Source organism: Micromonospora deserti (assembly GCF_003236335.1).
GTDB lineage: Bacteria > Actinomycetota > Actinomycetes > Mycobacteriales > Micromonosporaceae > Micromonospora > Micromonospora deserti.
The window spans coordinates 44,078-63,316 of the sequence record NZ_POUB01000010.1 but is presented as its reverse complement, the minus strand read 5'-3'; the positions used below and the strand labels follow the sequence as shown (position 1 = coordinate 63,316).

The 19,239-nt window shown below is 70.1% G+C and carries 23 protein-coding genes, 3 pseudogenes and 1 riboswitch; of the genes and pseudogenes, 13 read left to right on the top strand and 13 right to left on the bottom strand.

The genetic code is table 11. The features are described 5' to 3' along the window. The 3 genes from C1I99_RS03200 to C1I99_RS32200 all read left to right on the top strand — a co-directional run. A partial coding sequence (locus tag C1I99_RS03200; RefSeq protein ID WP_233512292.1) for a VOC family protein occupies positions 1–724 on the top strand: 724 nt, incomplete at its 5' end. A 187-nt stretch (positions 725–911) separates the two neighbouring features. Continuing rightward, entirely contained in the window at positions 912–1,343 is a 432-nt protein-coding gene (locus C1I99_RS03195; RefSeq protein WP_111132654.1) for a RusA family crossover junction endodeoxyribonuclease, read from the top strand. A 47-nt stretch (positions 1,344–1,390) separates the two neighbouring features. Beyond that, a complete protein-coding gene (locus C1I99_RS32200) occupies positions 1,391–1,666 on the top strand; it encodes a hypothetical protein (RefSeq protein ID WP_146603876.1) in 276 nt (91 codons plus the stop codon). 21 nt (positions 1,667–1,687) lie between these two features. On the opposite strand, the gene C1I99_RS33665 is transcribed toward C1I99_RS32200, so the two are convergent. The 4 genes and pseudogenes from C1I99_RS33665 to C1I99_RS03185 all read right to left on the bottom strand — a co-directional run bounded on the left by C1I99_RS33665 (position 1,688) and on the right by C1I99_RS03185 (position 4,432). Continuing rightward, entirely contained in the window at positions 1,688–2,284 is a 597-nt protein-coding gene (locus C1I99_RS33665; protein ID WP_233512291.1) for a hypothetical protein, read from the bottom strand. A 2-nt stretch (positions 2,285–2,286) separates the two neighbouring features. Then, complete coding sequence (locus C1I99_RS33660; protein ID WP_233512290.1) at positions 2,287–2,712, bottom strand: AAA family ATPase; 426 nt, start codon at positions 2,710–2,712, stop codon at positions 2,287–2,289. Between the two features lie 5 nt (positions 2,713–2,717). Next, positions 2,718–3,220, bottom strand: a pseudogene (locus C1I99_RS33655) (AfsR/SARP family transcriptional regulator). A gap of 117 nt (positions 3,221–3,337) precedes the next feature. Then, a complete protein-coding gene (locus C1I99_RS03185; RefSeq protein WP_111132653.1) occupies positions 3,338–4,432 on the bottom strand; it encodes a winged helix DNA-binding domain-containing protein in 1,095 nt (364 codons plus the stop codon). 457 nt (positions 4,433–4,889) lie between these two features. Between C1I99_RS03185 and C1I99_RS03180 the strand changes: the two genes are divergently transcribed. The 3 genes from C1I99_RS03180 to C1I99_RS03170 all read left to right on the top strand — a co-directional run bounded on the left by C1I99_RS03180 (position 4,890) and on the right by C1I99_RS03170 (position 6,909). Next, positions 4,890–5,183, top strand: a complete 294-nt coding sequence (locus C1I99_RS03180) for a hypothetical protein (protein ID WP_111132652.1) — start codon at positions 4,890–4,892, stop codon at positions 5,181–5,183. A gap of 58 nt (positions 5,184–5,241) precedes the next feature. Then, on the top strand, positions 5,242–5,529 hold the full coding sequence (locus C1I99_RS03175) for a hypothetical protein (RefSeq protein ID WP_111132651.1): 288 nt from the start codon (positions 5,242–5,244) through the stop codon (positions 5,527–5,529). Between the two features lie 534 nt (positions 5,530–6,063). Further along, positions 6,064–6,909 (top strand): CPBP family intramembrane glutamic endopeptidase, encoded by an 846-nt coding sequence (locus tag C1I99_RS03170; RefSeq protein WP_111132650.1) that lies wholly within the window; start codon positions 6,064–6,066, stop codon positions 6,907–6,909. A gap of 619 nt (positions 6,910–7,528) precedes the next feature. On the opposite strand, the gene C1I99_RS33100 is transcribed toward C1I99_RS03170, so the two are convergent. Continuing rightward, on the bottom strand, positions 7,529–7,864 hold the full coding sequence (locus tag C1I99_RS33100; RefSeq protein WP_233512289.1) for a transposase: 336 nt from the start codon (positions 7,862–7,864) through the stop codon (positions 7,529–7,531). 212 nt (positions 7,865–8,076) lie between these two features. Here C1I99_RS33100 and C1I99_RS03160 point away from each other — a divergent pair, with 212 nt between their 5' ends. Continuing rightward, on the top strand, positions 8,077–8,430 hold the full coding sequence (locus C1I99_RS03160; RefSeq protein WP_233512288.1) for a sigma-70 family RNA polymerase sigma factor family protein: 354 nt from the start codon (positions 8,077–8,079) through the stop codon (positions 8,428–8,430). A gap of 248 nt (positions 8,431–8,678) precedes the next feature. On the opposite strand, the pseudogene C1I99_RS03155 reads toward C1I99_RS03160, so the two are convergent. The 6 genes and pseudogenes from C1I99_RS03155 to C1I99_RS03130 form a co-directional block, all read right to left on the bottom strand. Further along, a pseudogene (locus tag C1I99_RS03155) lies at positions 8,679–8,855 on the bottom strand (IS5/IS1182 family transposase); the annotation flags it as partial. A 126-nt stretch (positions 8,856–8,981) separates the two neighbouring features. Then, the gene (locus tag C1I99_RS03150) at positions 8,982–9,377 is read right to left on the bottom strand and encodes a hypothetical protein (protein WP_111132649.1); all 396 of its coding nucleotides are present in this window, start codon (positions 9,375–9,377) and stop codon (positions 8,982–8,984) included. Then, complete coding sequence (locus tag C1I99_RS03145; protein WP_111132648.1) at positions 9,374–10,087, bottom strand: (2Fe-2S) ferredoxin domain-containing protein; 714 nt, start codon at positions 10,085–10,087, stop codon at positions 9,374–9,376. Before C1I99_RS03145 ends, C1I99_RS03150 begins: the two co-directional genes overlap by 4 nt. Next, the gene (locus C1I99_RS03140; RefSeq protein WP_111132647.1) at positions 10,084–10,851 is read right to left on the bottom strand and encodes an ABC transporter ATP-binding protein; all 768 of its coding nucleotides are present in this window, start codon (positions 10,849–10,851) and stop codon (positions 10,084–10,086) included. Before C1I99_RS03140 ends, C1I99_RS03145 begins: the two co-directional genes overlap by 4 nt. Continuing rightward, the gene (locus C1I99_RS03135; RefSeq protein ID WP_233512287.1) at positions 10,851–11,879 is read right to left on the bottom strand and encodes a FecCD family ABC transporter permease; all 1,029 of its coding nucleotides are present in this window, start codon (positions 11,877–11,879) and stop codon (positions 10,851–10,853) included. Before C1I99_RS03135 ends, C1I99_RS03140 begins: the two co-directional genes overlap by 1 nt. Positions 11,880–11,956: 77 nt before the next feature. Then, positions 11,957–12,967 (bottom strand): ABC transporter substrate-binding protein, encoded by a 1,011-nt coding sequence (locus C1I99_RS03130; RefSeq protein WP_199561912.1) that lies wholly within the window; start codon positions 12,965–12,967, stop codon positions 11,957–11,959. A gap of 29 nt (positions 12,968–12,996) precedes the next feature. Further along, positions 12,997–13,179, bottom strand: a riboswitch (cobalamin riboswitch). Positions 13,180–13,578: 399 nt separating this feature from the next. Between C1I99_RS03130 and C1I99_RS03125 the strand changes: the two are divergent. From C1I99_RS03125 to C1I99_RS03110, 4 genes and pseudogenes are all read left to right on the top strand, one after another. Further along, positions 13,579–13,869 (top strand): annotated as a pseudogene (locus C1I99_RS03125) (DUF4291 family protein); the annotation flags it as partial. A 210-nt stretch (positions 13,870–14,079) separates the two neighbouring features. Further along, positions 14,080–14,445, top strand: a complete 366-nt coding sequence (locus C1I99_RS03120) for a PadR family transcriptional regulator (protein WP_111132645.1) — start codon at positions 14,080–14,082, stop codon at positions 14,443–14,445. Beyond that, positions 14,442–15,818 (top strand): permease prefix domain 1-containing protein, encoded by a 1,377-nt coding sequence (locus tag C1I99_RS03115; protein ID WP_111132644.1) that lies wholly within the window; start codon positions 14,442–14,444, stop codon positions 15,816–15,818. Before C1I99_RS03120 ends, C1I99_RS03115 begins: the two co-directional genes overlap by 4 nt. A gap of 273 nt (positions 15,819–16,091) precedes the next feature. Next, on the top strand, positions 16,092–16,679 hold the full coding sequence (locus C1I99_RS03110; protein WP_111132643.1) for a DinB family protein: 588 nt from the start codon (positions 16,092–16,094) through the stop codon (positions 16,677–16,679). A gap of 162 nt (positions 16,680–16,841) precedes the next feature. On the opposite strand, the gene C1I99_RS03105 is transcribed toward C1I99_RS03110, so the two are convergent. Beyond that, positions 16,842–17,051 (bottom strand): hypothetical protein, encoded by a 210-nt coding sequence (locus tag C1I99_RS03105; protein WP_146603875.1) that lies wholly within the window; start codon positions 17,049–17,051, stop codon positions 16,842–16,844. Positions 17,052–17,388: 337 nt separating this feature from the next. Then, a complete protein-coding gene (locus tag C1I99_RS03100) occupies positions 17,389–17,793 on the bottom strand; it encodes a DUF1062 domain-containing protein (protein ID WP_199561911.1) in 405 nt (134 codons plus the stop codon). Positions 17,794–18,121: 328 nt separating this feature from the next. Between C1I99_RS03100 and C1I99_RS03095 the strand changes: the two genes are divergently transcribed. After that, positions 18,122–18,544, top strand: a complete 423-nt coding sequence (locus C1I99_RS03095; RefSeq protein WP_111132640.1) for an NAD(P)-binding domain-containing protein — start codon at positions 18,122–18,124, stop codon at positions 18,542–18,544. After that, positions 18,537–18,851, top strand: coding sequence for an imine reductase family protein (locus C1I99_RS03090; protein WP_111132639.1), 315 nt, complete (start codon positions 18,537–18,539; stop codon positions 18,849–18,851). Before C1I99_RS03095 ends, C1I99_RS03090 begins: the two co-directional genes overlap by 8 nt. Positions 18,852–19,239: the final 388 nt, after the last annotated feature.

Sequence of the window (19,239 nt, the reverse complement as noted above, 5' to 3'; positions counted from 1 at the left end):
GGGTGGGCATGATGGGCGGATGATCACGCGCTTCAAGGACCTCTGTCTGGACGCTGCCGACCCGCACGCGTTGGGCGCCTTCTGGGCCCGGATCCTCGACGGCGACCTGGTGGACCTCGGCGACGGCGACACCCGGATCGACCCGCGCGCCGCCGGCTCCGGCGCGGAGTCGATCTGGGTCAACCGGGTGTCGGAGCCGCGTACCGTGAAGACCCGCGTACACCTCGACCTGCGGCTGACCGAGGCGGAGCCGGCGGCGCTGCTCGGCGCCGGGGCGCGGCTGGTCCGCGAGCCGGACGCGGAGATCAGCTGGTGGGTGCTGGCCGACCCGGACGGCAACCTGTTCTGCGCGTTCCCGCCCCGCGAGGGGGCACGGCCCGGGCCGATCGCGCTGGTCGTGGACTCGGCCGACCCGGTCGCCCAGGCAACCTGGTGGGCCGGCGTGGTCGGTGGCGAGGTGAAGACCAGCGAGCAGGGCCACGCGTCGGTGGTGGGTGCGGCCGGCTTCCCGTGGCGCCAATGGATCTTCGACCCGGTGCCGGAGCGTAAGACGGTCAAGAACCGGATGCACTGGGACGTCCATCTGACCGACCCGAAGCCGACCGCGCTGATCACGGCCGGTGCGACGCTGCTGCACGAGCCGGACGACACCATCACCTGGTGGACCCTGGCCGACCCGGAGGGCAACGAGTTCTGCGCCTTCGCGCCACGTCCCACCCAGTGAGCGGCGAAGCTACCCAGCGACCGCCGGGTGGTCTAGCGTTTCCTTAGCTCCGCAGCCAGCGCGTACGCCGCCGACGTCGATACGCCTCCGGCCGACCCCGACCCGCCCGATCGGTTGGTTCTCGCGGGAACTCCCCTGCACCGGTCCACCGGTTGGGCAGGATCGTCCCCAACGAGGAGGTGCCGTCGTGCAGGACACCCGCGCTCTCGCCCTGACGTTCGAGGTGAGCGGCCTGCCACCGGTCAAGACCGAGGCGCTGTCCATCTTCGCCGCCGGGCACCGGCAGGCGACGAGGGTCCGCGCCCTGCTCCAGGCGGCCTGCGACGCGGCCCAGCGCACCGGCTGGACCCCGCTGCCCGGGCCGATCGAGGTGGACCTCGTGCTACGCAGCCCGCCCGGGCACCGCACCTCCGACGCCAGCAGCCTGCTGGGCGGGGTGTGCGCCGTGCTGCAGGACAAGAAGCGGGTGGCCAACATCGGCCTGGCGCATCTCGGCGTCCTGGTGGACGTCGCCCTCTACGACGACGACCGGCAGATCCGCCGGCTGTCGTACATGGAGGAGCCGGCCGAGGACTTCTCGTACCAGGTGCGGGTGGCCGCCGTACCGACCGTGGTTTGACCGATGGCCGCGGTGGGGTACCGCGGACGCCGACGAAGGGAGCGCCGATGTCGGAGCCACATGTCACGCTGGACCCCCGCAAACTCGATCCCGTGCAGCGGAAGCTGCGCGGGCCGCTGGAGGATCAGCTGACCTCGGCGCTACAGGCGGCGACGGAACGGGTCCGCGCCGGCTACGCCGGCGAGCCCGTCGAGCAGGTCTGCCAGCGGCTGCTCGACGAGACCCGGGCCGGCCTGCACCCCGACATCGCGGCCGGGTTCCAGCCGGACATGGAGGAGTTCTGCCGGGTGGCGGTGGCCATCGTCCGCGGCGAGGTGGCCTGACGCGTCCGCCGAGCGCACTGGTCAGGCCGCGACCGACTCCACCCGCCAGCCGGGGTGCGGGGCCACCGACGGCACCGCCGCCAGCTCGGCGGCGTAGTCGCGGACCAGCGCGGGCAACCGGTATTCGCCCGGTTCGTCCCGGCACATCAGGTGGGCGTCGACCAGGTCTTCGAGGGCCTGCCACATGCGCTGGGTGGAGACGCCGAGCCGCGCCGCCGTCCGGTCCGGCGCGGCCATCCCGTCCGGGCACTCCCCGAGGAGTTCGAGCAGGCGACCGGCGACCTCGTCGGCGGAGCTGACCGCGGCGACGCCGACGGCCAGGCTCGCCCGCACCGACAGGTGCCCGTACGCCAGCAGGTCCAGCCGGTCCCGGCGGTCACGCAGCTGCTCGACCAGGGCCGCCACCGGCATCTCCGGGCGGCTGGCCAGCCGCGACCCGGTGATCCGCAGCGCCCGGACCGAGCCGGCGCAGAGCCGGACCAGCTCAGCGGTGGCGGCCGGGTCCGCGTTCAGCCGCTCCGCGGCGGCCAGCAGCGACCGCGCTCCGGTCGCGCCCACCGGCCCCAGCCCGACCTGGCGGACCCCGTCCAGGCTGTGCAGGTGCCGCTGGCCGACCACGATCAGCCCCGGGCCGGGCCCGGCCCGGCCGGGATCAGCGGTCGCACCTGCTCCGCCCCGGTGACGCCGTCGACCACGAGCAGGATCCGCCGGCCGGCGTCCCGGGACCGGTACCAGCCGGCCCGCTCGTCGACACCCTCCGGCACCTCGGCGGCGGGCAGCCCCAGGGCGCGCAGCACCCGGCCCAGCACCTCTTCGGCAGTCACCGACGGCTGGGAGGCGACATCGACGAACACCTGCCCGTCCGGGTAGTCGGCAGCGACCGCGTGCGCCGCGCGTACCGCCAGGGCGCTCTTGCCGCTGCCGGGCGGGCCGCTGACCACCACCGCGGCCGGCGTCGCGCCGGTCACGGCCGCGACCACGTCCGTCACCTCCGACGTACGCCCGATGAAGGTGACCAGGTCAGCCGGCAGTTCCCGGGGGATCACCGGGATCAGGCGGACGCGGCGGCACCTGCGTCCGTCGCCACCTTGCCCATCGCGCCCGTGGCGGTGGGGTCGGTGTTGGCGAGCGCTACCTTGCCCGCCGTGACCGGCGCGGACGGGGCGGTGCAGGCTAGCTCCGGCGCCCGGTCGAGCATCGCCCGGTGCAGCGCTGCGAGCTCCTCCCCCGGTCCGATGCCGAGCTGCTCATTGAGGGCGGTGTGTGCGTCGCGGTACGCGGTGAGCGCCGCTGGGACGTCGCCGCACCGGTAGAGCGCGAGCATCAACTGCCCTCAGGCGCGCTTCCGCAGCGGGTGCGCGGCGAGGTGGCGACGCAGCTCCGGCAGCAGGCCGGCGTGCTCGCCGACCACCAGCCGGGCCTGCGCCAGTTCCTCGAAGACCTGGAGACGCTGCTCCTCCAGGCTTGCCCAGCGGTTGTCCAACGTGGTGCCGCAAGGTAGGCCCTCGCCGGCGGCCCCCTCCACAGGCCGATCGCCGTGGTCAGCTTGTCGATGGCCGGGGCGGCGTCACCCCTCGACAGGTCCGCACGACCCGCAGCCGTCAGCCGCGGCCGGTTTCGACGTCGTGGGCGTCGAGTTCTCGCACCCCTGCTACGGCGCCTACGCCTGCGTCAAGCGTCCGTGATCAAGACGTGGTTGGCGTGCCTTGGCTCGGGCTGAAACATGGTCAGCAGGCTCTCGCCCTCGGCGACGACGGCGCCGCGCTCGCCTATCGTGAGCGCGCGCAGCGGCGTGATCCGCAACGTCGCCGCGCCGTCGTCCACCGTGACCGCCCAGGTGCCCGCGACCCGGCCGTCAACCAGCAGGAAGCGGGCACCCGCGACGCTCAGCCCGCGATACTCGGTGTCGATGACGCGGCTGCGGTCGTCGTAGCCGAGCACCGCGTTGTCGAACGCCGGCAGGAAGCGCGGCGGCGCCGGGGTCTCCGGGTCGGGCAGCGCGCCGTCGGGCACGTCGAGCAACTCGCGGCCGCGCTCGTCGCGGAACGTCCGCAACCACGGTCGCAACCGCTGGACGGACTCCCGCAGCCCACTCAGCCCCGACCAGGCGCGGATGTCAGCGCTGGCCGCCGGGCCGTAGGCGGCGAGGTAGCGCAGGACCAGCGCGTCGACGGTGGCCGGCGACTCCGGCTCCAGCGGGCGGCCCAGCCACGCCTCGATCAGGGTGTTGTACGCGGCGCCGCGCTCGCCCCAGACACCGCGGGGTGGCACCTGCACGAGCGGCACGAGCGTGCTGAGCGCGTCACCCAGCGAGCGCGGCTCCACCCCCGGCCAGCGGTCGGCGATCGCGCGGGCCGCCTCGGTCAGCATGCGCGGCCGCTCCTCGAACAGCGGCCGGCCCAGTCTCGCCAGCTCGTCGAGGTCGACGCCGGGCAGCACCCGGCGCAGCGTTGACCACATGCGTGAGACCAGCATGGAGTGGTGCACGGGCCGCAGCGCGAGGCAGTCGCGCGCGGTCACCAGGTGGAGGGTGCGGCGCATCAGCAGCGTGCGGACCGCCCGGCGGCTCAGCAGCAGCTCGGCCAGCGCTGGCGGCTGGAAGCCAGCCAGTCGGCTCCACAACCCGACGTACGGCTCCAGGGGCTCCTGCGCCTGTAGCCCCACCAGGTGCTCGAGGGCGTCGGCGACCGGCATGTCGTGCCGCTGCAGCAGGAGCTGGCGGGCCAGGAGCGACCGGTTGAGGGTGCGGCGGTCGAGCACGCTCATGGCGGTGACGCTATCGCCCACCCCAGACACTTTTTCCTCCAACGTCTGGGAGATGACCAAAGGACGTCAGGGATGCGACGGTGCAGGGGCCTTCCTCCTGGTCACCAGGTTCGTGGCTCCGACTTCCGTAACAGCCGTCAATGGCAGCCGCTCGCCACAGGGCTGACAGTGGCCGTTGTAAGCCTTGATCATTCGGGCCGCCCAACTCAAGGGACAACTCGTAGAACCCTCCCGACCAGTTCTCGTCGTCGTGAACGAGCCTGGATCAGGCATGCGTAGAGCTCCGGTACGTCGGGGTGGAGAGCCGAGGCGATAGCTTCAGAAGGTAGCTGAAAGCACTCTCTTCGGCACGACCTCGTGCCGAGCGCCGCCGCTCCGCCACTCCGCCTGCCGTCACGTACCGTGACGACCGGTCGGCGGCATGAGCGGGCGTCGACTCACGTGAGAAGATGCGTCCGTGAGCAGCGATGTCGCCATCGATGTGAGCGCCCTGGCGATCAACGTCACGATCCCGGAGGGGCTCCGCTGGACCGACACTCGACGCGGTGAGGAGTTCACGCTGACCACACTCAACGTCCGGCTCCTCCCAGACGGGCGCCTCGCGGCGAAGGCCTACGGCCGACCGACCGGCGGCGGCCGCGGTACATACGTCTCGTTCCCCGTGCCCAACAGGCCTGAGCTGGCGGCCCTAGTCGCCAAAGCTGCCAGCCGCGCCGGCGCGCTGTGGGCCGCCCACCGTGGCCCCAGCTGAAGGTTCGTCTGCTGTGACGCGGCAGACGCGTCGACTTACCGGTCTCGTAGGCGACAGGGTGCAGCAGACGCGATCTGAACCGCGCCGAGCGCGCTCGCTGATCCTTCACGACGTCAACTCATCTGCCGAGCTTCGCTTTCGAGAAGCCGGCGCCGACGCCGACGAACTGCGCTACGCCTCCGGGTATGCCGAGGTCGACGGCGAGCGCGAACAGTGGGGGCTCTATGCCTACACGCTCCGAGCGGGCTCCGACGTTCAAGCGGTCCTGCTGACCGACACCCCAGCCGATTTCGACTCGACCCTGTCCACGTGGCGATCGCTGCGCTTCACGTCATCCTCAGGCTGAGGCGGCTGTGCGCGGCATGGGAGCGCGCCATAGCCCCAGCGCGCTACAGCAGATCGAAGAGGGTTCCAACCGGGCGGCCAGGACCGGGGCGATATCGCCTGCCACCCGCACGCTGATCACACTGCCACCGACCGCTTGGGCGAGAGACACCATGAGTGGGTGGTGTTCCCTGCAAGGGGTAGCTGAACCAACCGTCGGTCGACTCGTCGTCGGTGCGCTCGAGCGCACCTATGAACGCAGCCCCATCAAGGTCGTCGTACTCGTACCCGATGAACTGGATCACGTTGTCCTCAAGCACCCAACCTTCGATCGACGGCACAGCTCAGTATGGGCCGCGACTCGGACAGTGATGATCACGGGCAAGATGCACTGCTGCGAGGTCCTGACGTCGCGTAGCCGCACGATCGGCGGCATGTGCGGATGGGGATGTTTCACTTCACCGCGCAATCGGCGGACTGGCCTGGGTGACAGCGCGCAAGCTCGCGCCGACTGAAGGGTTGCCACCGTCCCGCCGGGTGTCCATGATCGTCGATTGTGAACGGGGCTCTGGAACTGACCACGCATGTCCTGATTGCGACGCTGCTGACCATCATCCTGGTCGGGACAGGTCTGGGCGTAAAGTACCGCCGCCGCTTCATCCAGCAGCTCGCCGCCGACCCGAGACGGCGGAACCGGTTCTACCGCGACTCGATCGTTCAGTCATGGGTCACCGCGGCCTTCGTCCCGCTAATCGCGTTCGGGAGCGCCGACCTGTCCGTTGTCGACCTCGGTTGGACCTGGCCCAGCGGCGACGGCATCGACTACCTGCTCGCGGCGTACATGCTGGTGATCACCTCGGTCGGTGGTCTGCGGGCACGCCACCGGCTGCGCCGGGGAGAGATGATCCCCGCCCGGGCCGGAACCGCCCTGATAGCCCCACAGACCGCGCACGAGCGCCGGTTAGCGGTCACGGTCGCGGTTTCCGCCGGCATCACGGAGGAGGTGGTCTACCGCGGGTTCCTCATCGCGGCCGGCGCACGGCTGTACGACCTGCCCCTAGCGTTGGTCGTGATGGCCAGCCTGGCGCTGTTCGTGGCGGCCCACGCCTATCAGGGTCGCAAGGGGATGGTCGGCGTCGCCGTCCTCGGCACAATGTTCACCATCATCTACCTGATCTCGGGCAGCCTACTGCTAGCCATCATGGTGCACATCTGGCAGAACCTGGTGGCCCTGTTGCTGTTTCCGGCACACCCAAGCGTGCCGCAAACTATCAACGGTGCCAGTACCCCGCCGGCCGCTGAAGTCACCGGGCACGCCCAGGGCGAGCCTGCTGCGACGACCGACGGTGAACCGCCCCACCAGGCTCCCCGACTCGTCCTGCCCTCGGCGGCCCCAAACTGACCGTTGCGCGCGAGCAACCAACCTCACGACGGGACAGATCGGGCGTTGAGCAAGGGCCACGGCCTTCGTCCAGCGACGGTCGCTCCCGGCCGCACAACGGTTCACACATCGGCACGAGAGCGCGTCTGCCGCTAGAGCGACGACCTCCTGGTGCGCCCGTGTCCGCATCAGGAGACGGAAAGGGGCATAGGTACTGACAAAGCCCGATCCCGGAATCTGACACATTTTCGCAGACGCTGGTCTGTTGATCAGTATCCGCCGGTGCCGGTGTCTGGCTGTTCGCACGTGGTCTATCTCGCGGCGGTCGGGGCTCGACAAGGCCGACAAGCTGGTTAGGAGTATCGGGGCTGTCGTGGTGTTGGTCGCTTTGGGCGCGCCGTACCTGCTGCCCCCGCCCAGCCAAGAGGTGTGTCGATGCCCGCTGCGGACCGGGTCGAGGACTCCGGGCGGCCACCGCAACGGGCGGCGGGCGGGCCAATACCGGACTGCAGCAGGATGACGGTGCTCTCGATGATCGGCAGGGTTCCGGCGTGGCTGGGCCAGGCGGTGCGATGGGTCAGTCGTGGTGCAGCCGGTTCCATGCCCGGGGCGGTCGCGGTGCCGTAGAGGCGGGTCGGCGTCATGGTGGCCGTGTCCGGGGCGCCCCAGCTGCGGGATCGCCGAAGATGAACGCCCCGCCGTGCCGTGGCGGGCGGCCGTTGCCGGTTCGTTCCAGCGGTGCGCGCCTGCACAGGACCCGGTCGGAGCGCATCCGTACCAGCAGCTGCACTGGCAGGTCAGCGAGCAGGAACGCCAGCCGGGGACCGTCATAGCCGGCGTCCGCGACGACCCAGATGTCCGGCCGCCACTGCCCGATCGTGATCAGCCGCTGCACCACCTCCCGCACCTGGCCGGCAGTGGCCGAGGCGATGTCGTCGCCCGGCGCAGCCGCCGGGCGTCCAACGGCCCAGTCCACGAACTGCGGCCGGTGCAGATTAGTTGCGGTGCAGACGCCAGAACAGCGCCCACCCACGCGGCAGATGTTCAGCCGCACCAGCTGCAGTCCACCGGGCCGGGCGCATCACCGCCGCGCGCCAGCCCGACGGCGGCGAAGTCGACCCAGCATCCGCCCGCAGGATCGTCGAGGAATTCCTCGCCGCTGCCTCCTCGGGCCGCACCGAACGGCTGGTGGCGCTGCTCACCGACGACGCGATCGCGATCTCCGACGGCGCCGGTTTGACCGAGACGCTGCTGCAGTACGCTGCGCAGCGCATCGCCGCCGTCGCACGGGCCGGCTTCAAACCCACACCCGCGAAACGGCGACTTGCCGGCGGCACGCCCGCCATCCACTACGCGCTCGTCAACGGCGCCCCCGCCATCCTCTTCGTGCTCGGCGACCAGGTCGTCGGCGCCGTGACGTTCGACATCACCAACGGCAAGATCGCAACCGTGCGCGGCATCGCCGCCCCCACCCGCCTCGCCCGTCTCACCGGAGCCTGGCGGCAGCACGAACCGGACACGCCGCTCATCACCCAGTGGTGACCCGACACCGACCGCGGCCAGGCGCGCACCCGCGCTGCGATGAACCGCTTCCCGGGCTTCGGACGCCACCAGCCGCATGCGGACAGCGTGCAGCGGCTCGCTGCCGTCACGCGCTGAGAGCCCCATCTCGAGGATCACGGCTTCGACACGTCGTCGTGCCTGGCCGCTGCGGGCGCGGTTCCGGTCGATGGCCTTCATTCGCCCGCCAATCAAGATCTCCGTGCGGGTCGGCTTCTTCCCGGTCACAAGGCCAGACGGGTGCTGGTGTCACCGTTACGCAGATGGGCCAGGGCGAGCAGGGCCTGCCGGCTGGCGTCGAGGCGTCGCCACCGGCTTCGGCGGCGGGTGCGTTCGGCGCGGACGAGGTCGGCCAGGTGGTTCAGGGTGCGGCTGGACAGCGCGGGCGTGGACGGGTAAGACGGCACAGCAAGGCTCCCGGTTGGGGCATCGGATCTTGGTCGACTGCTGTCTTACCGGGAGTCTCGTCCTATGTCGACACAGTCTTTCCTGCGCCCACCCTGACCAGGGCCATCACGATGACAACGCCTCACCTAATGACTGTGCGGACCGGCTCCGGTCGACCGGTCTGGCACGGCGAGTCTCGGGGTGACCACCGACAATTCCAGCAGGGCGGGCAGCGGCGTGACGCCCGGCCCGCCGAGACGGACCCAGTCGGCGATGTCGTTGACCATTTCGTCGTCGAGGACCAGACCAAACCAGACCGGCCGCACCCCGGCGCGGCGCGCCGCCCGGGTGGGGTGGACCACGACCAGATTGGACTGCGCGCACAGGTCGAGGCAGGTGCTGACACGGACCCGGTGGGGCGCCGGCAGCGCGTCGCGTAGGTGTTCCAACTGCCCGTCGTGGTCGGTTGCTGGGTGCTTGCCGGCGTTGCCGCAGCAGCAGTCCCGGCAGACGGTGACGAGACAGCCGTCCGCGTCCGTCATGTGCTGCTCCTCGGTTGTCGGCCGTCGACGGGCTGCCCCCGCCGGAGATGGTCGTCGGCGATGCGGGTGGCGAGGTCGGCGTTGACGTGCGGGTACCAGGTGTCGTCGGGGTGCACGACGACGAGCGGGCCGAGGTTGCAGGGGAACAGGCAGCCGGTGGCGGTGATCAGTACGTCGTCGCCGCCGAGGCCGTGGGCGGCGAGCCGGCGGGTGAGGATGTCGGCCACCGCGTTCGCGCCGTAGGCGGTGCAACGGGGCCCGCGGCAGACCAGGACGTGGTGGCGGTGCCGGGGGACGGTCGACCAGGCGGCGCTGCGGAATGGGCCGGCGGCACCGTTCAGCAGCTGGTGCGGGCCGGCGATCGCCTCGGTGACCGCGGTGACCAGCGTGGGCTGTGCGGCCAGGGGCGCGGTGACCCGCACCGGTGGCGGGTGATCTTTCCTGGCGGCCCAGTGGGTGTGGGCGCGGCGGATCCAGGTGCCGAGGTATCGGTCGGGCGGCAGGTGTATCGGCACCAGCAGCACCTCGCCGGCTCCGTCGGCGACGGCGGTGTCGAGCGCGTCGTGCAGTGACGGCGTGGCACCGTCCAGAAAGCACGCCGACACGGGTGCGCCGAGTGCCGCGCGGAGGTCGGCGGCGAGGCGGTGCACGGCGTCGTGGCCTGCGGTGTGGGTGACGGCGCGGGCCACCAGCAGTACGTGGCGGGTCATGACGCGGGCGGGTGGTAGGTGATCACGGGCCTCCCGGTGGTCGGGTGGGCCGCCACGTCGGCGTGGACGCCGTACACGTCGGCGAGCAGGTGCGGGGTGAGGACCTCGGCCGGCGCGCCGGCGGCAACGACCTGCCCGGCGGCCAGGACGACCACCGTGTCGCAGAACATGGCGGCGAGGTTGAGGTCGTGCAGCGCGGCGAGAGTGGTGATTCCGGCGCGGCGGACCAGATGCAGAAGGTGCAGTTGGTGGCCGATGTCGAGGTGGTTGGTGGGTTCGTCGAGCAGCAGCAGGCGCGGTTGCTGTGCCAGCGCGCGGGCCAGGTGCACCCGCTGCCGTTCCCCGCCGGAGAGGGTGTGCCAGCGGCGGTCGGCGTACCCGTCGAGGTCGACGCGGGCGAGCGCGTCGGTGGCGGCGGCGCTGTCGGCGGCGCTGTCGGCCCACCGGGAGCGGCGGTGCGGGGTACGGCCGAGCAGCACGACCTCGATGACGGTGAGGTCGAGGTCGGTGTCGGCGTGCTGGGCGAGCAGCGCGGCACGGCGGGCGAGGGTGGTCCGGGAAAGGGTGGCGACGTCGTCGCCGTCGACGGTGACCCGCCCGACCTCCGGTGCGGCCAGACGGGCGACGATGCGCAGCAGGGTGGTCTTGCCGCAGCCGTTGGGGCCGAGCAGCCCGACGAGGCTGCCCGCCGGAACCGCGCAGGTGACGTCGTCGAGGATCCACCGGGCGCCGGCCGACCGGCAGACGCCGGTGACGGTGAGCATCAGCCTCGCGCCTCCCGGCGGCGCAGCAGCACCACGAAGGCGGGCACGCCGAGCAGCGCGGTCAGCACGCCCACCGGCAGTTCCCGGGGCGCGAACAGGCTCCGCGCGGCGGTGTCCACCCAGACCAGGAAGATCGCGCCGGCGAGGACGACGGCCGGCAGCAGCCGCCGGTGGTCGGCTCCGGTGAGGAACCGCACGGCGTGCGGCAGGATCAGCCCGACGAAGCCGACGGCGCCGCTGACGGCGACCAGCGCCGCGGTGAGCAGCGCGGTGGCGACCAGCAGTAGCCACCGCACCCGGGTGACCGGGACGCCAAGGCTGGCCGCGGCGTCCTCACCGAAGGCGAAGGCGTTGAGCGTGCGGGCGTGGGCCGCCAGCAAGATGAGCACGGCGGCCAGGACCGGTGCGGCCCAGACCAGAGAGGTCCAGTCGACGCGGGCCAGCGATCCGGAGAGCCAGAAGGCGAGGCTCTGGGTGGCGTGCGGGTCGGCGACCCAGATGATCACGAACGAGGTCCCCGCCGCGCACAGCTGCGCGACGGCCACCCCGGCCAGCACCACCCTGGTCGGGGCGAGCGCAGCCCGCCGGCCCGACACTGCGACCACGACGGCGAACGCCGCGAGCGCGCCGGCGAACGCGCCCCCGGTGAGGGCGGCGACCCCGCCGCCGAGGCCGACGACGAGGACCGCCACCGCGCCGAGGGACGCCCCGGAAGACACCCCCAGCAGGTACGGATCAGCCAGGGGATTGCGCGTAACGGTCTGCATCACCGCGCCGACCCCGGCCAGCCCTCCCCCGACCGCGGCGGCGCCGAGCACCCGCGGCAGGCGCAACCGCCAGACGATGTGCTCACGCAGCAGCGGCACGTCGGCGTCGACGAAGCCCAGGCGATCAGCCACCACCGCCCACACCGTCGACACCGAAATGTCGGCCGGCCCGATGGTGACGGCGGCGCCGATCGACCCCACCAGACCCGCGAGCAGCATGCCCAGCAGCGTCCCGGTGCCAAGTCCGCGACGGATGGCCACGGCGGCACCTGCCTGCCCGACATCGCGGCCTGTCCCGGCACTGTGGCCGGTTGAGGCGGTGCGGGCGACCCTGGCGGTCAGCGGTCCGCTCCGGGAAGCTGTGCCACTCCCTCGGCGAGCGCTTCGATTCCCCGCACCACCCGCACTCCGGCCGAGGTGGACGAGAACGGGATGACGACGAACCGCTGCCCTACCACCGCGGGCAGATCCTTCAACGTGGGATGCCGGGTCAGGAAGGTCCTCTTCGCGGCGGCTGGGTCCCAGCTCGCGTCGACCAGCACGATCACATCGGGGTCACGCTCGACCGCCGTCTCCCAGCTGGTGTCGGCCCAACTTCCGGCGAGGTCATCGAACGCGTTGCGGATCCCCACCGCCGATATGATCATGTTGGGGCTGCCGCAGCAGGCACCCACGCTCGGCGCGTCCGTGCCGCCGTCCCACCACAGCACCGACACCTCTCGCCCGCCGCCGAGCCGGACGGCGGCGGCGATCCGGGCCCGCTGGTGGGCGATGAGCTTCTCGGCCCGCTCCGGCACCCCGAAGACGGCGGCGACGTCCCGGATCTCGGCGAACACGTCGTCGACGGTCAACGTGGCCGGCCGGTGCTGCTTCGGGCAGCCGGCCGGCGACAGGTACGTGCCGATGCCGAGCCCCGCGAGGTCGGCGCGGTCGCCGACGCCCTCATCGCCGAAGGCACTCTGGAACGAGGCATAGACGAAGTCCGGTTCCGCGTCGAGCAGCGTCTCCTTCGACGGGTACTTTTCCGACAGGACCGGCACCGAGGCGTACGCGGCGGCGTGCTCGGGCAGAATCGCGTCGTCCAGGTACGCCGTGCCGGCCATCCGGTCCGCCAAGCCGAGCGCCAGCATGATCTCGGTGGCGGGCTGGTTGAGGGTGACCGCCCGCTTCGGCGGCGCGGCGACGGCCACCGGCGCACCGCAGGTGGTCACCGTGACGGGCACGGCCGGCGCGGCGGCCGTGGTGGCGGGTGCGTCGTCCGTGGCGCAACCGCAGAGCAGGACGAACACAATGGACAGTGGCGCGGCAACGCGCCGAAACAGGGTGGACCGCATCGCGCACACGCGCATCGGGACCGCCTTCCAGCACCTCGTGGACGGGTCATCGCAGTGCCGTGGCCGGTCTCCTGGCTAACGGGAGGTGCGTCCGTGGCCGGCCTTCCCAGGCGCATCGCACCCAGTGACCTCGCAAGCGACGAGGGCCGCGGACTTCCCGATCACAGTGGCGAGGGCCGCACCGGTATCGCACCGGCTTCCCGAACACCACGGCAGCGTCACCCTAGCCTGCTGCCCGCCTCCACGTCACGGTGACGAATACCATCGAGTTCGTCGGGCCGCAGCGCGCTCCGGACGCGGCCCTCCGACCGGCGGGTACCCTGCTCCCGCGACCTGCGCGGCGTCTCTTCGATGGAAAGCCGTCTTCGAATAAGCGACGACTTCCGCGGCGCTCGGCCGTCCCGCTTGAACGTCCGCTCATCGGCATGGCCGGGCGTTGGCTGCGGGGACCTCGTGACGCAGCATGGCGCCCGGTACGCGGCATGTGAGTAGGTCAGCGGGCGTTGCTCTTCGCGATCCCATGCCTACCACAGCATGCTGACGCTGACCATCGACGGGCCACCGGAGTCCGGCGGGCGTTGACAGCGAGAGCCGCTTTCCCAGCTCCGCCCATGGCTGTGCGCAGACAGGCGGAACGGTCACTGCATCTGAAGGCGCTGCCGTACCGGTCGCTGCAGGTTGGGTTGTCCGGTGAGGCTGTCGACCGATACGTCGATGACTGGATGGTTGCCGTAACGGACATCACCCCCACCGTTCACCGCGTTAGGGACCTTCTGCGCGGCGGCGACGATCAGGCGGCAGCAGCTCACCTGCCTGTCGAACATGTCTACCCGCTGCCGGCTCAGATCGCCGCCGGCCTCAACGCCAGCCCGGACGTCACCGCCGGAGAAGTGCCCGAGCAGCAGTACGGACAGTGACGGCCGCTCGGCAGGCAGCGCGCCCGCTCGGCGGCAGAACAGTGCGCCCGTGCGGCAGCGGATCGCGGATAACGCGTACAAGGGCTCGGTCGCCAGCCTCATCCAGCTCTACATCCTCGCTGGCAGGGACACGTGACCGGCCGTTGCGCCAGGCAATACCTACCAGTACTATGCATCATAGTTCTAGGGGTAGGAGCGGGGTGAAATCTCGTGAAGGTCGCTAAGGATTTGGTGGCCGCCTCGGCGACACCGATGGTGCTCGGCATCCTGGCCGAGAGCGAGAGCTACGGCTACGCCATCCTCAGGCGGATCAACGAGCTGTCCGGGGGCGAGCTGGACTGGACCGAGGGGCTGCTGTACCCGTTGTTGCACCGGCTTGAGCGCCTCGGTTATGTGGAGTCGAGCTGGCAGTCGGTCACCGGCGAGCGAAAGCGCAAGTACTACCGCATCACCGACAAGGGCCTGGCTGAGCTGGCCGAGCAGCGCCGGCAGTGGGACACCGTCGTGGACGCGCTCAAGGAGATCTGGCATGACCGTGTGCCGCTGACGGTCAACCCGCTGGAAGGCCTCGCATGACGGAACAGGACGGGCAGGAGGAGTTGGAAGCGCAGTTCGAGCAGTGGCGCCAGTACGTGCTCCGCCGCAGGGAGCTGCAACCGTTCGACGCCGACGAGCTCGAAGACCACCTCCGCGGCTCCGTTGACGAGCTCGTCGCAGCAGGCCTGAGCCCGGATGAGGCGTTCCTCGTCGCGGTCAAACGGATGGGCAGCCTCGACGAACTCTCCCGCGAGTTCGCCCGGGAGCATTCGGAACGGCTGTGGAAGCAGCTGGTGCTGACCGCCGACACCGGCAGCCCGGTCGCCGACACGCGCTCCCGGCGGGACCTGTGGGCCATGGTCAGCTGTGCGGCGGGCGCGGTGGCGTCCGTCAAGGTGCCAGCCCTGTTCGGGCTGAACTTTGAGGACGACAGCTCGTTCTACGCGCGGAATTTCACCCTGTTCGCGCTGCCCTGGCTGGCGGCGTTCCTGGCCTGGCGCCGGAAAGCCCGACGGTCAGTGATCGCGATACTGGTGGCGCTGTTCGCTCTCGGCGCCGTGGCGGCCAACGCCTACCCGCTGGCGGACAAGTCGCAGTCCGTGGTCGTCACCAGCATCCACCTTCCCATCGCCCTGTGGCTCGTGGTCGGTCTGGCCTATATCGCCGACGACTGGCGCTCCTTCCGTCGACGCATGGACTTCATCCGCTTCACCGGCGAGTGGTTCATCTACTTGGTACTCATGGCCCTCGGCGGCGGCGTACTCTCCGCGTTCCTGTTCAACACCTTCAAGGCCATCGGGATCGTCCCGGAGGAGTTCATCTCGCATTGGCTCCTTCCCTGCGGCGCCACGGCCGCGGTCGTCGTGGCCGGGTGGCTCGTCGAGGCCAAGCAAAGTGTCGTCGAGAACATCGCGCCGGTCCTCACGCGGCTGTTCACCCCGCTCTTCACGGCCGCCCTCTTCGCCTTCCTCGTCGCCGTCGTCTGGACCAGCCACGGCATCGACGTCGAGCGCGAAGCGCTGATCCTGTTCGACCTCCTGCTGGTCGTGGTGCTGGGGCTGCTGCTCTACTCGCTCTCGGCCCGCGATCCGCTGGCCCCGCCGGGCCCGTTCGACAAACTCCAGCTCGCGCTCGTGGTCAGTGCGCTGGCCATCGACGTGCTGGTGCTGCTGGAAATCACCGGGCGCATCACCGACGAATACGGCAGTACGCCCAACAGGGCAGCCGCGCTCGGCGAGAACGTCATCCTGCTGGTCAACCTCGCGTGGTCGGCGTGGCTCCTGCTGACCTTCATCCGTCGGCGCACGCTGTTCACGGCGCTCGAACGTTGGCAGACCGGCTACCTGCCGGTGTACGCCGCCTGGGCCTGGATCGTGGTCCTCGTCTTTCCTCCGTTGTTCAGCTACATCTAACCGAGAATGTCCACCCAATGACACCGCCCACGCCGCCGCCCCGCAACACCTCACCGCCACAATCCGCTGACCCGGCGATCGCCACTGTGTCCGACAGACGGCGTAATCAACCATCCGCACATCGGCAGGGTCGGTTGTTCGCTGCACGGACCGCTCGTGACGCACGTGATGCTCGGTCGGCGGCAGATGAGGATGCCGACCGCTCCAGCCGGGCGCTGATCTTGCGGACGACACCTCGCACGATGGCTCGGCGCATACGGAAGACTGGCGGGCATGGCTGACTTGGGCGATGCGAAGGCTGCGCTGCACCACTACCTCCAGGCGACTCGAGAAGACCTGATCTGGAAGCTCGACGGGCTGAGCGAACGCGAAGCCAGATTGCCCCGCACCGCGACCGGCAACAACCTGCTGGGAGTCCTTAAGCATTGCCTCAATGTCGAAGCCGGCTACTTCGGGCCTACCTTCGGGCGCGAATTCCCGACGCCTGAGGAACTGGTCCCCATGCAGGCGTTCGAGGAGGACCCGCAGGCAGACTGGTACGCGCGGGAGGACGAGACGAAGGATGGGCTGATCGACCTGTATCGCCGTGTCGGGGTGTTCGCGGATCAGACGATCGAACAGCTACCGCTCGACGCGCCGGGGCGGGTGCCGTGGTGGCCAGGTGGACAGGCCGTGACGCTGCAAAGAATCATCGTCCACGTGACCTGCGACCTCGCTCGTCACGCCGGTCACGCCGACATCATGCGCGAGCAGCACGACACGGCGATCGGCCTGCGGCGGGAGAACACCAACATCCCTCACGACTATGACTGGCCGGCGTACGTCACCAAGCTGACGAAGCTGGCTGACCGCTTCGGATAGCCGCCCGGTCTCGTCGGTACAGTCGGTGAGTTCAGCATCCGCTCTTCGGCACGTCAGGACGCGAGTCAGCCCGGAGAACGGTCACCGAACGTAACGAGCACTTCGCGGCCGATCAGTGCATCGCCTACGGTGGGGAACACATTCTGACGGGCATAGCCCTGCTTATACCGCCGGGGAGACGATCGCCTGCTGCACCCGGTGCAGGTACTTGTATACCGCCGGATCAGAGACCGTACCAGTGTGTTCGTACCTGGTCTGGTTCGTGGCGACGTTGACCGCGAGACCGCCGATGACGGCGAGGGTGACGGTCGACAAGCCGCTCTCCAGGCCCAGGCCATCTGCCGCTAATCCGGCGGCGATGGCGACCGTCACGGCCAGGCCCCGTTTCACTACCAAGTCAATCTTGGACGCTTTTGCGGCGCCACGCAGATCCGTGGTGGCCTCCCGTAGCTCGTGCTCAACGGGAGCGAAGGCGTCCTGCGGGTGGCTGTGCCGCAGCGCGCCGCCGTCGCGCCACGAGATCCAAGGACTGCGGAGTCACGGGCGCACACCTGCCGCTGCCGTTGTTGGGTGGCTCGCGTCTACTGCGGTCTACCCCCGCTGCTTGACTTCCGTAGTTGCTCCAGCTCGCCGCGCGTCGCCGCCATGTCCGGATACGGCAGATTTACCCCCACTTCATCGGCACGTCCGGATCAATGCACCCGGGCGTTCACCTTTGTCGTCGGTATCGGGCCGGCCCTGACCTTCGTTCGCGCCCGGTCATGAGCGACCGCGCGCGGACCGCCGAATGATGCAGTCCGGGGCAAGGCCACCTTGCCTCTCGCCCCGGCTCAGGCCCACGACGGGAGGAGTTGCCGGAGTAGCCCCACAGAAGGATCGGATCCAGGTACCGGACCGGGACTCGATCGTGGACGGTGATTTTGCTGATGCGGTCGCAGGAAACGCAGGCGACCAGGAGCCAGATGTCGGGGGGTTTGCGGTTGGCATTGACGCGGAACTTCCCGTCGCCGGTGTCGGCGGGGCCGGAATGGCAGTGGACGCAGCGGAATGCGAGCAGGGGAGGGTGCGAGCGCCGAGCGGCCCAGGACAGCACGATGTGAGGACGCGTAGACATGATCTCTCTGAAGACCTGACGGAAGGCATGGGAAGAGCCGACGGCGACGTCGGCGACCGATGCACGGGGAAGGTGTCAGGTCAAAGAGCAGGCGGCGTCACGCGGGGTGAGGTCCTCTCGTGAGTGGGTCGGAGAAGAAGATCCAGTTACAAGGTAGGGCGGGACGGGCTGGCGAGGCCACCCATTTTTGTCCTGGTGCCGAGCACTGAGGGGGAGGATGGGAGCAGCCGCCTCGAAAGCCCGAGCCCGGGCACCCGTCGTCGTCGCGGCGGCGCTTCCATCGCGGCGCATTGCGAGGGAGCCGTCGACTTGACCTCAACCAAGGTGGATGTTTGAAGATCGGGCCATGGTCGAAGTCGAGAAGTCAGCACCCAGGGTCGCGGTCATCGGCACAGGGGCCATCGGTAGTGCGGTCGTACATCGGCTGCTGGGAGGTGGGTACGACGTCACGGTGTGGAACCGCACCGAAAGTCGTGCGACCGCGCTTGTGGCCGCGGGGGCGCTACCAGCGCGGTCCGTCCGGGAGGCGGTGTCCTCCACCACCCTCAGCTTTCTGACCCTCAAGGACTACAGCGCGGTAGAGCAGTGCCTTGCCCAGCTCGACATGGACCTGTCAGGGCAGACGATCGTCGGGATGTACACGGGTAGGCTAGCCGCCCAGCGGGTCACCGCTCTGGGCGCGCAGTACATCCACGCGGGGATTCAGGCACCGCCCGAGATGATCGGCACCGACGGCGCGGATCTTGTTTAGCGGCGCCCGGCACGCGTTCGAGCAACACCAGAGGACCTTCCAGCTGCTGAGCAAGCCACGCTATGTCGGAGAAGCGCCGGAGGCGGCTGCGGTCTGGGACCTCGCCCTCTTCGGGGTGTGGTACGACGCCCAACTCGGCCTGCTACGAGCCCTCGATGTAGCGCGTGAGGCCGGCATCGACGTGGTGGAGTTCGCCCACACGGCGAGTGCGCAGCTCGGCCACGTGGTCGCTACGGTTTCCGCCACGGTCTCGGAGCTGCAGCAGGCCACCTACCCCCGGGCCCCGCAGACCTCACTGAGCATTTGACGGTCGTCCGCCACCTCATCGAACTGCGGGCCGGTCGACGTCTCGGCGATGGCGGACTACCAGAGGTGGCGGCGAGAATCGAAGCGCTCATCGCGGACGGCCGCGGCGGCGAAGGCTTGACCGCGACGGCCGGATAGCGTTCGGCCAGCTGCCATCCGATCATCGGCACGTCTGGATGCATGCACCCGTGAGCTGGTTACCTTGCGTGACGAGCGCCTCGCGGCAGATCCGGATGCATGGCGGGTCACGAGAAGTTGCTGGACCGGTCAGGTTGTTGCCGGGGACGGGCCTTGCTGCTGGAAGTACAGGGCCGGTGGATCGTCCAGGAATGGGCGGTCGTAATCGGCGGCTGCTACCCCCGGACCGACCGCCCGGCGAGTACTCCTCC

What these genes read in the sequence shown, in the direction of transcription:
- C1I99_RS32200 (WP_146603876.1), top strand. Translation starts at nt 1,391, where the DNA reads ATGTCGGAGCCACATGTCACGCTGGACCCCCGCAAACTCGATCCCGTG.
- C1I99_RS03150 (WP_111132649.1), bottom strand. Translation starts at nt 9,377, where the DNA reads ATGACGGACGCGGACGGCTGTCTCGTCACCGTCTGCCGGGACTGCTGC.
- C1I99_RS03110 (WP_111132643.1), top strand. Translation starts at nt 16,092, where the DNA reads ATGGCTGACTTGGGCGATGCGAAGGCTGCGCTGCACCACTACCTCCAG.
- C1I99_RS03130 (WP_199561912.1), bottom strand. Translation starts at nt 12,967, where the DNA reads ATGCGCGTGTGCGCGATGCGGTCCACCCTGTTTCGGCGCGTTGCCGCG.
- C1I99_RS03100 (WP_199561911.1), bottom strand. Translation starts at nt 17,793, where the DNA reads ATGTCTACGCGTCCTCACATCGTGCTGTCCTGGGCCGCTCGGCGCTCG.
- C1I99_RS03185 (WP_111132653.1), bottom strand. Translation starts at nt 4,432, where the DNA reads ATGAGCGTGCTCGACCGCCGCACCCTCAACCGGTCGCTCCTGGCCCGC.
- C1I99_RS03115 (WP_111132644.1), top strand. Translation starts at nt 14,442, where the DNA reads ATGACGGAACAGGACGGGCAGGAGGAGTTGGAAGCGCAGTTCGAGCAG.
- C1I99_RS03140 (WP_111132647.1), bottom strand. Translation starts at nt 10,851, where the DNA reads ATGCTCACCGTCACCGGCGTCTGCCGGTCGGCCGGCGCCCGGTGGATC.
- C1I99_RS03095 (WP_111132640.1), top strand. Translation starts at nt 18,122, where the DNA reads ATGTTTGAAGATCGGGCCATGGTCGAAGTCGAGAAGTCAGCACCCAGG.
- C1I99_RS03145 (WP_111132648.1), bottom strand. Translation starts at nt 10,087, where the DNA reads ATGACCCGCCACGTACTGCTGGTGGCCCGCGCCGTCACCCACACCGCA.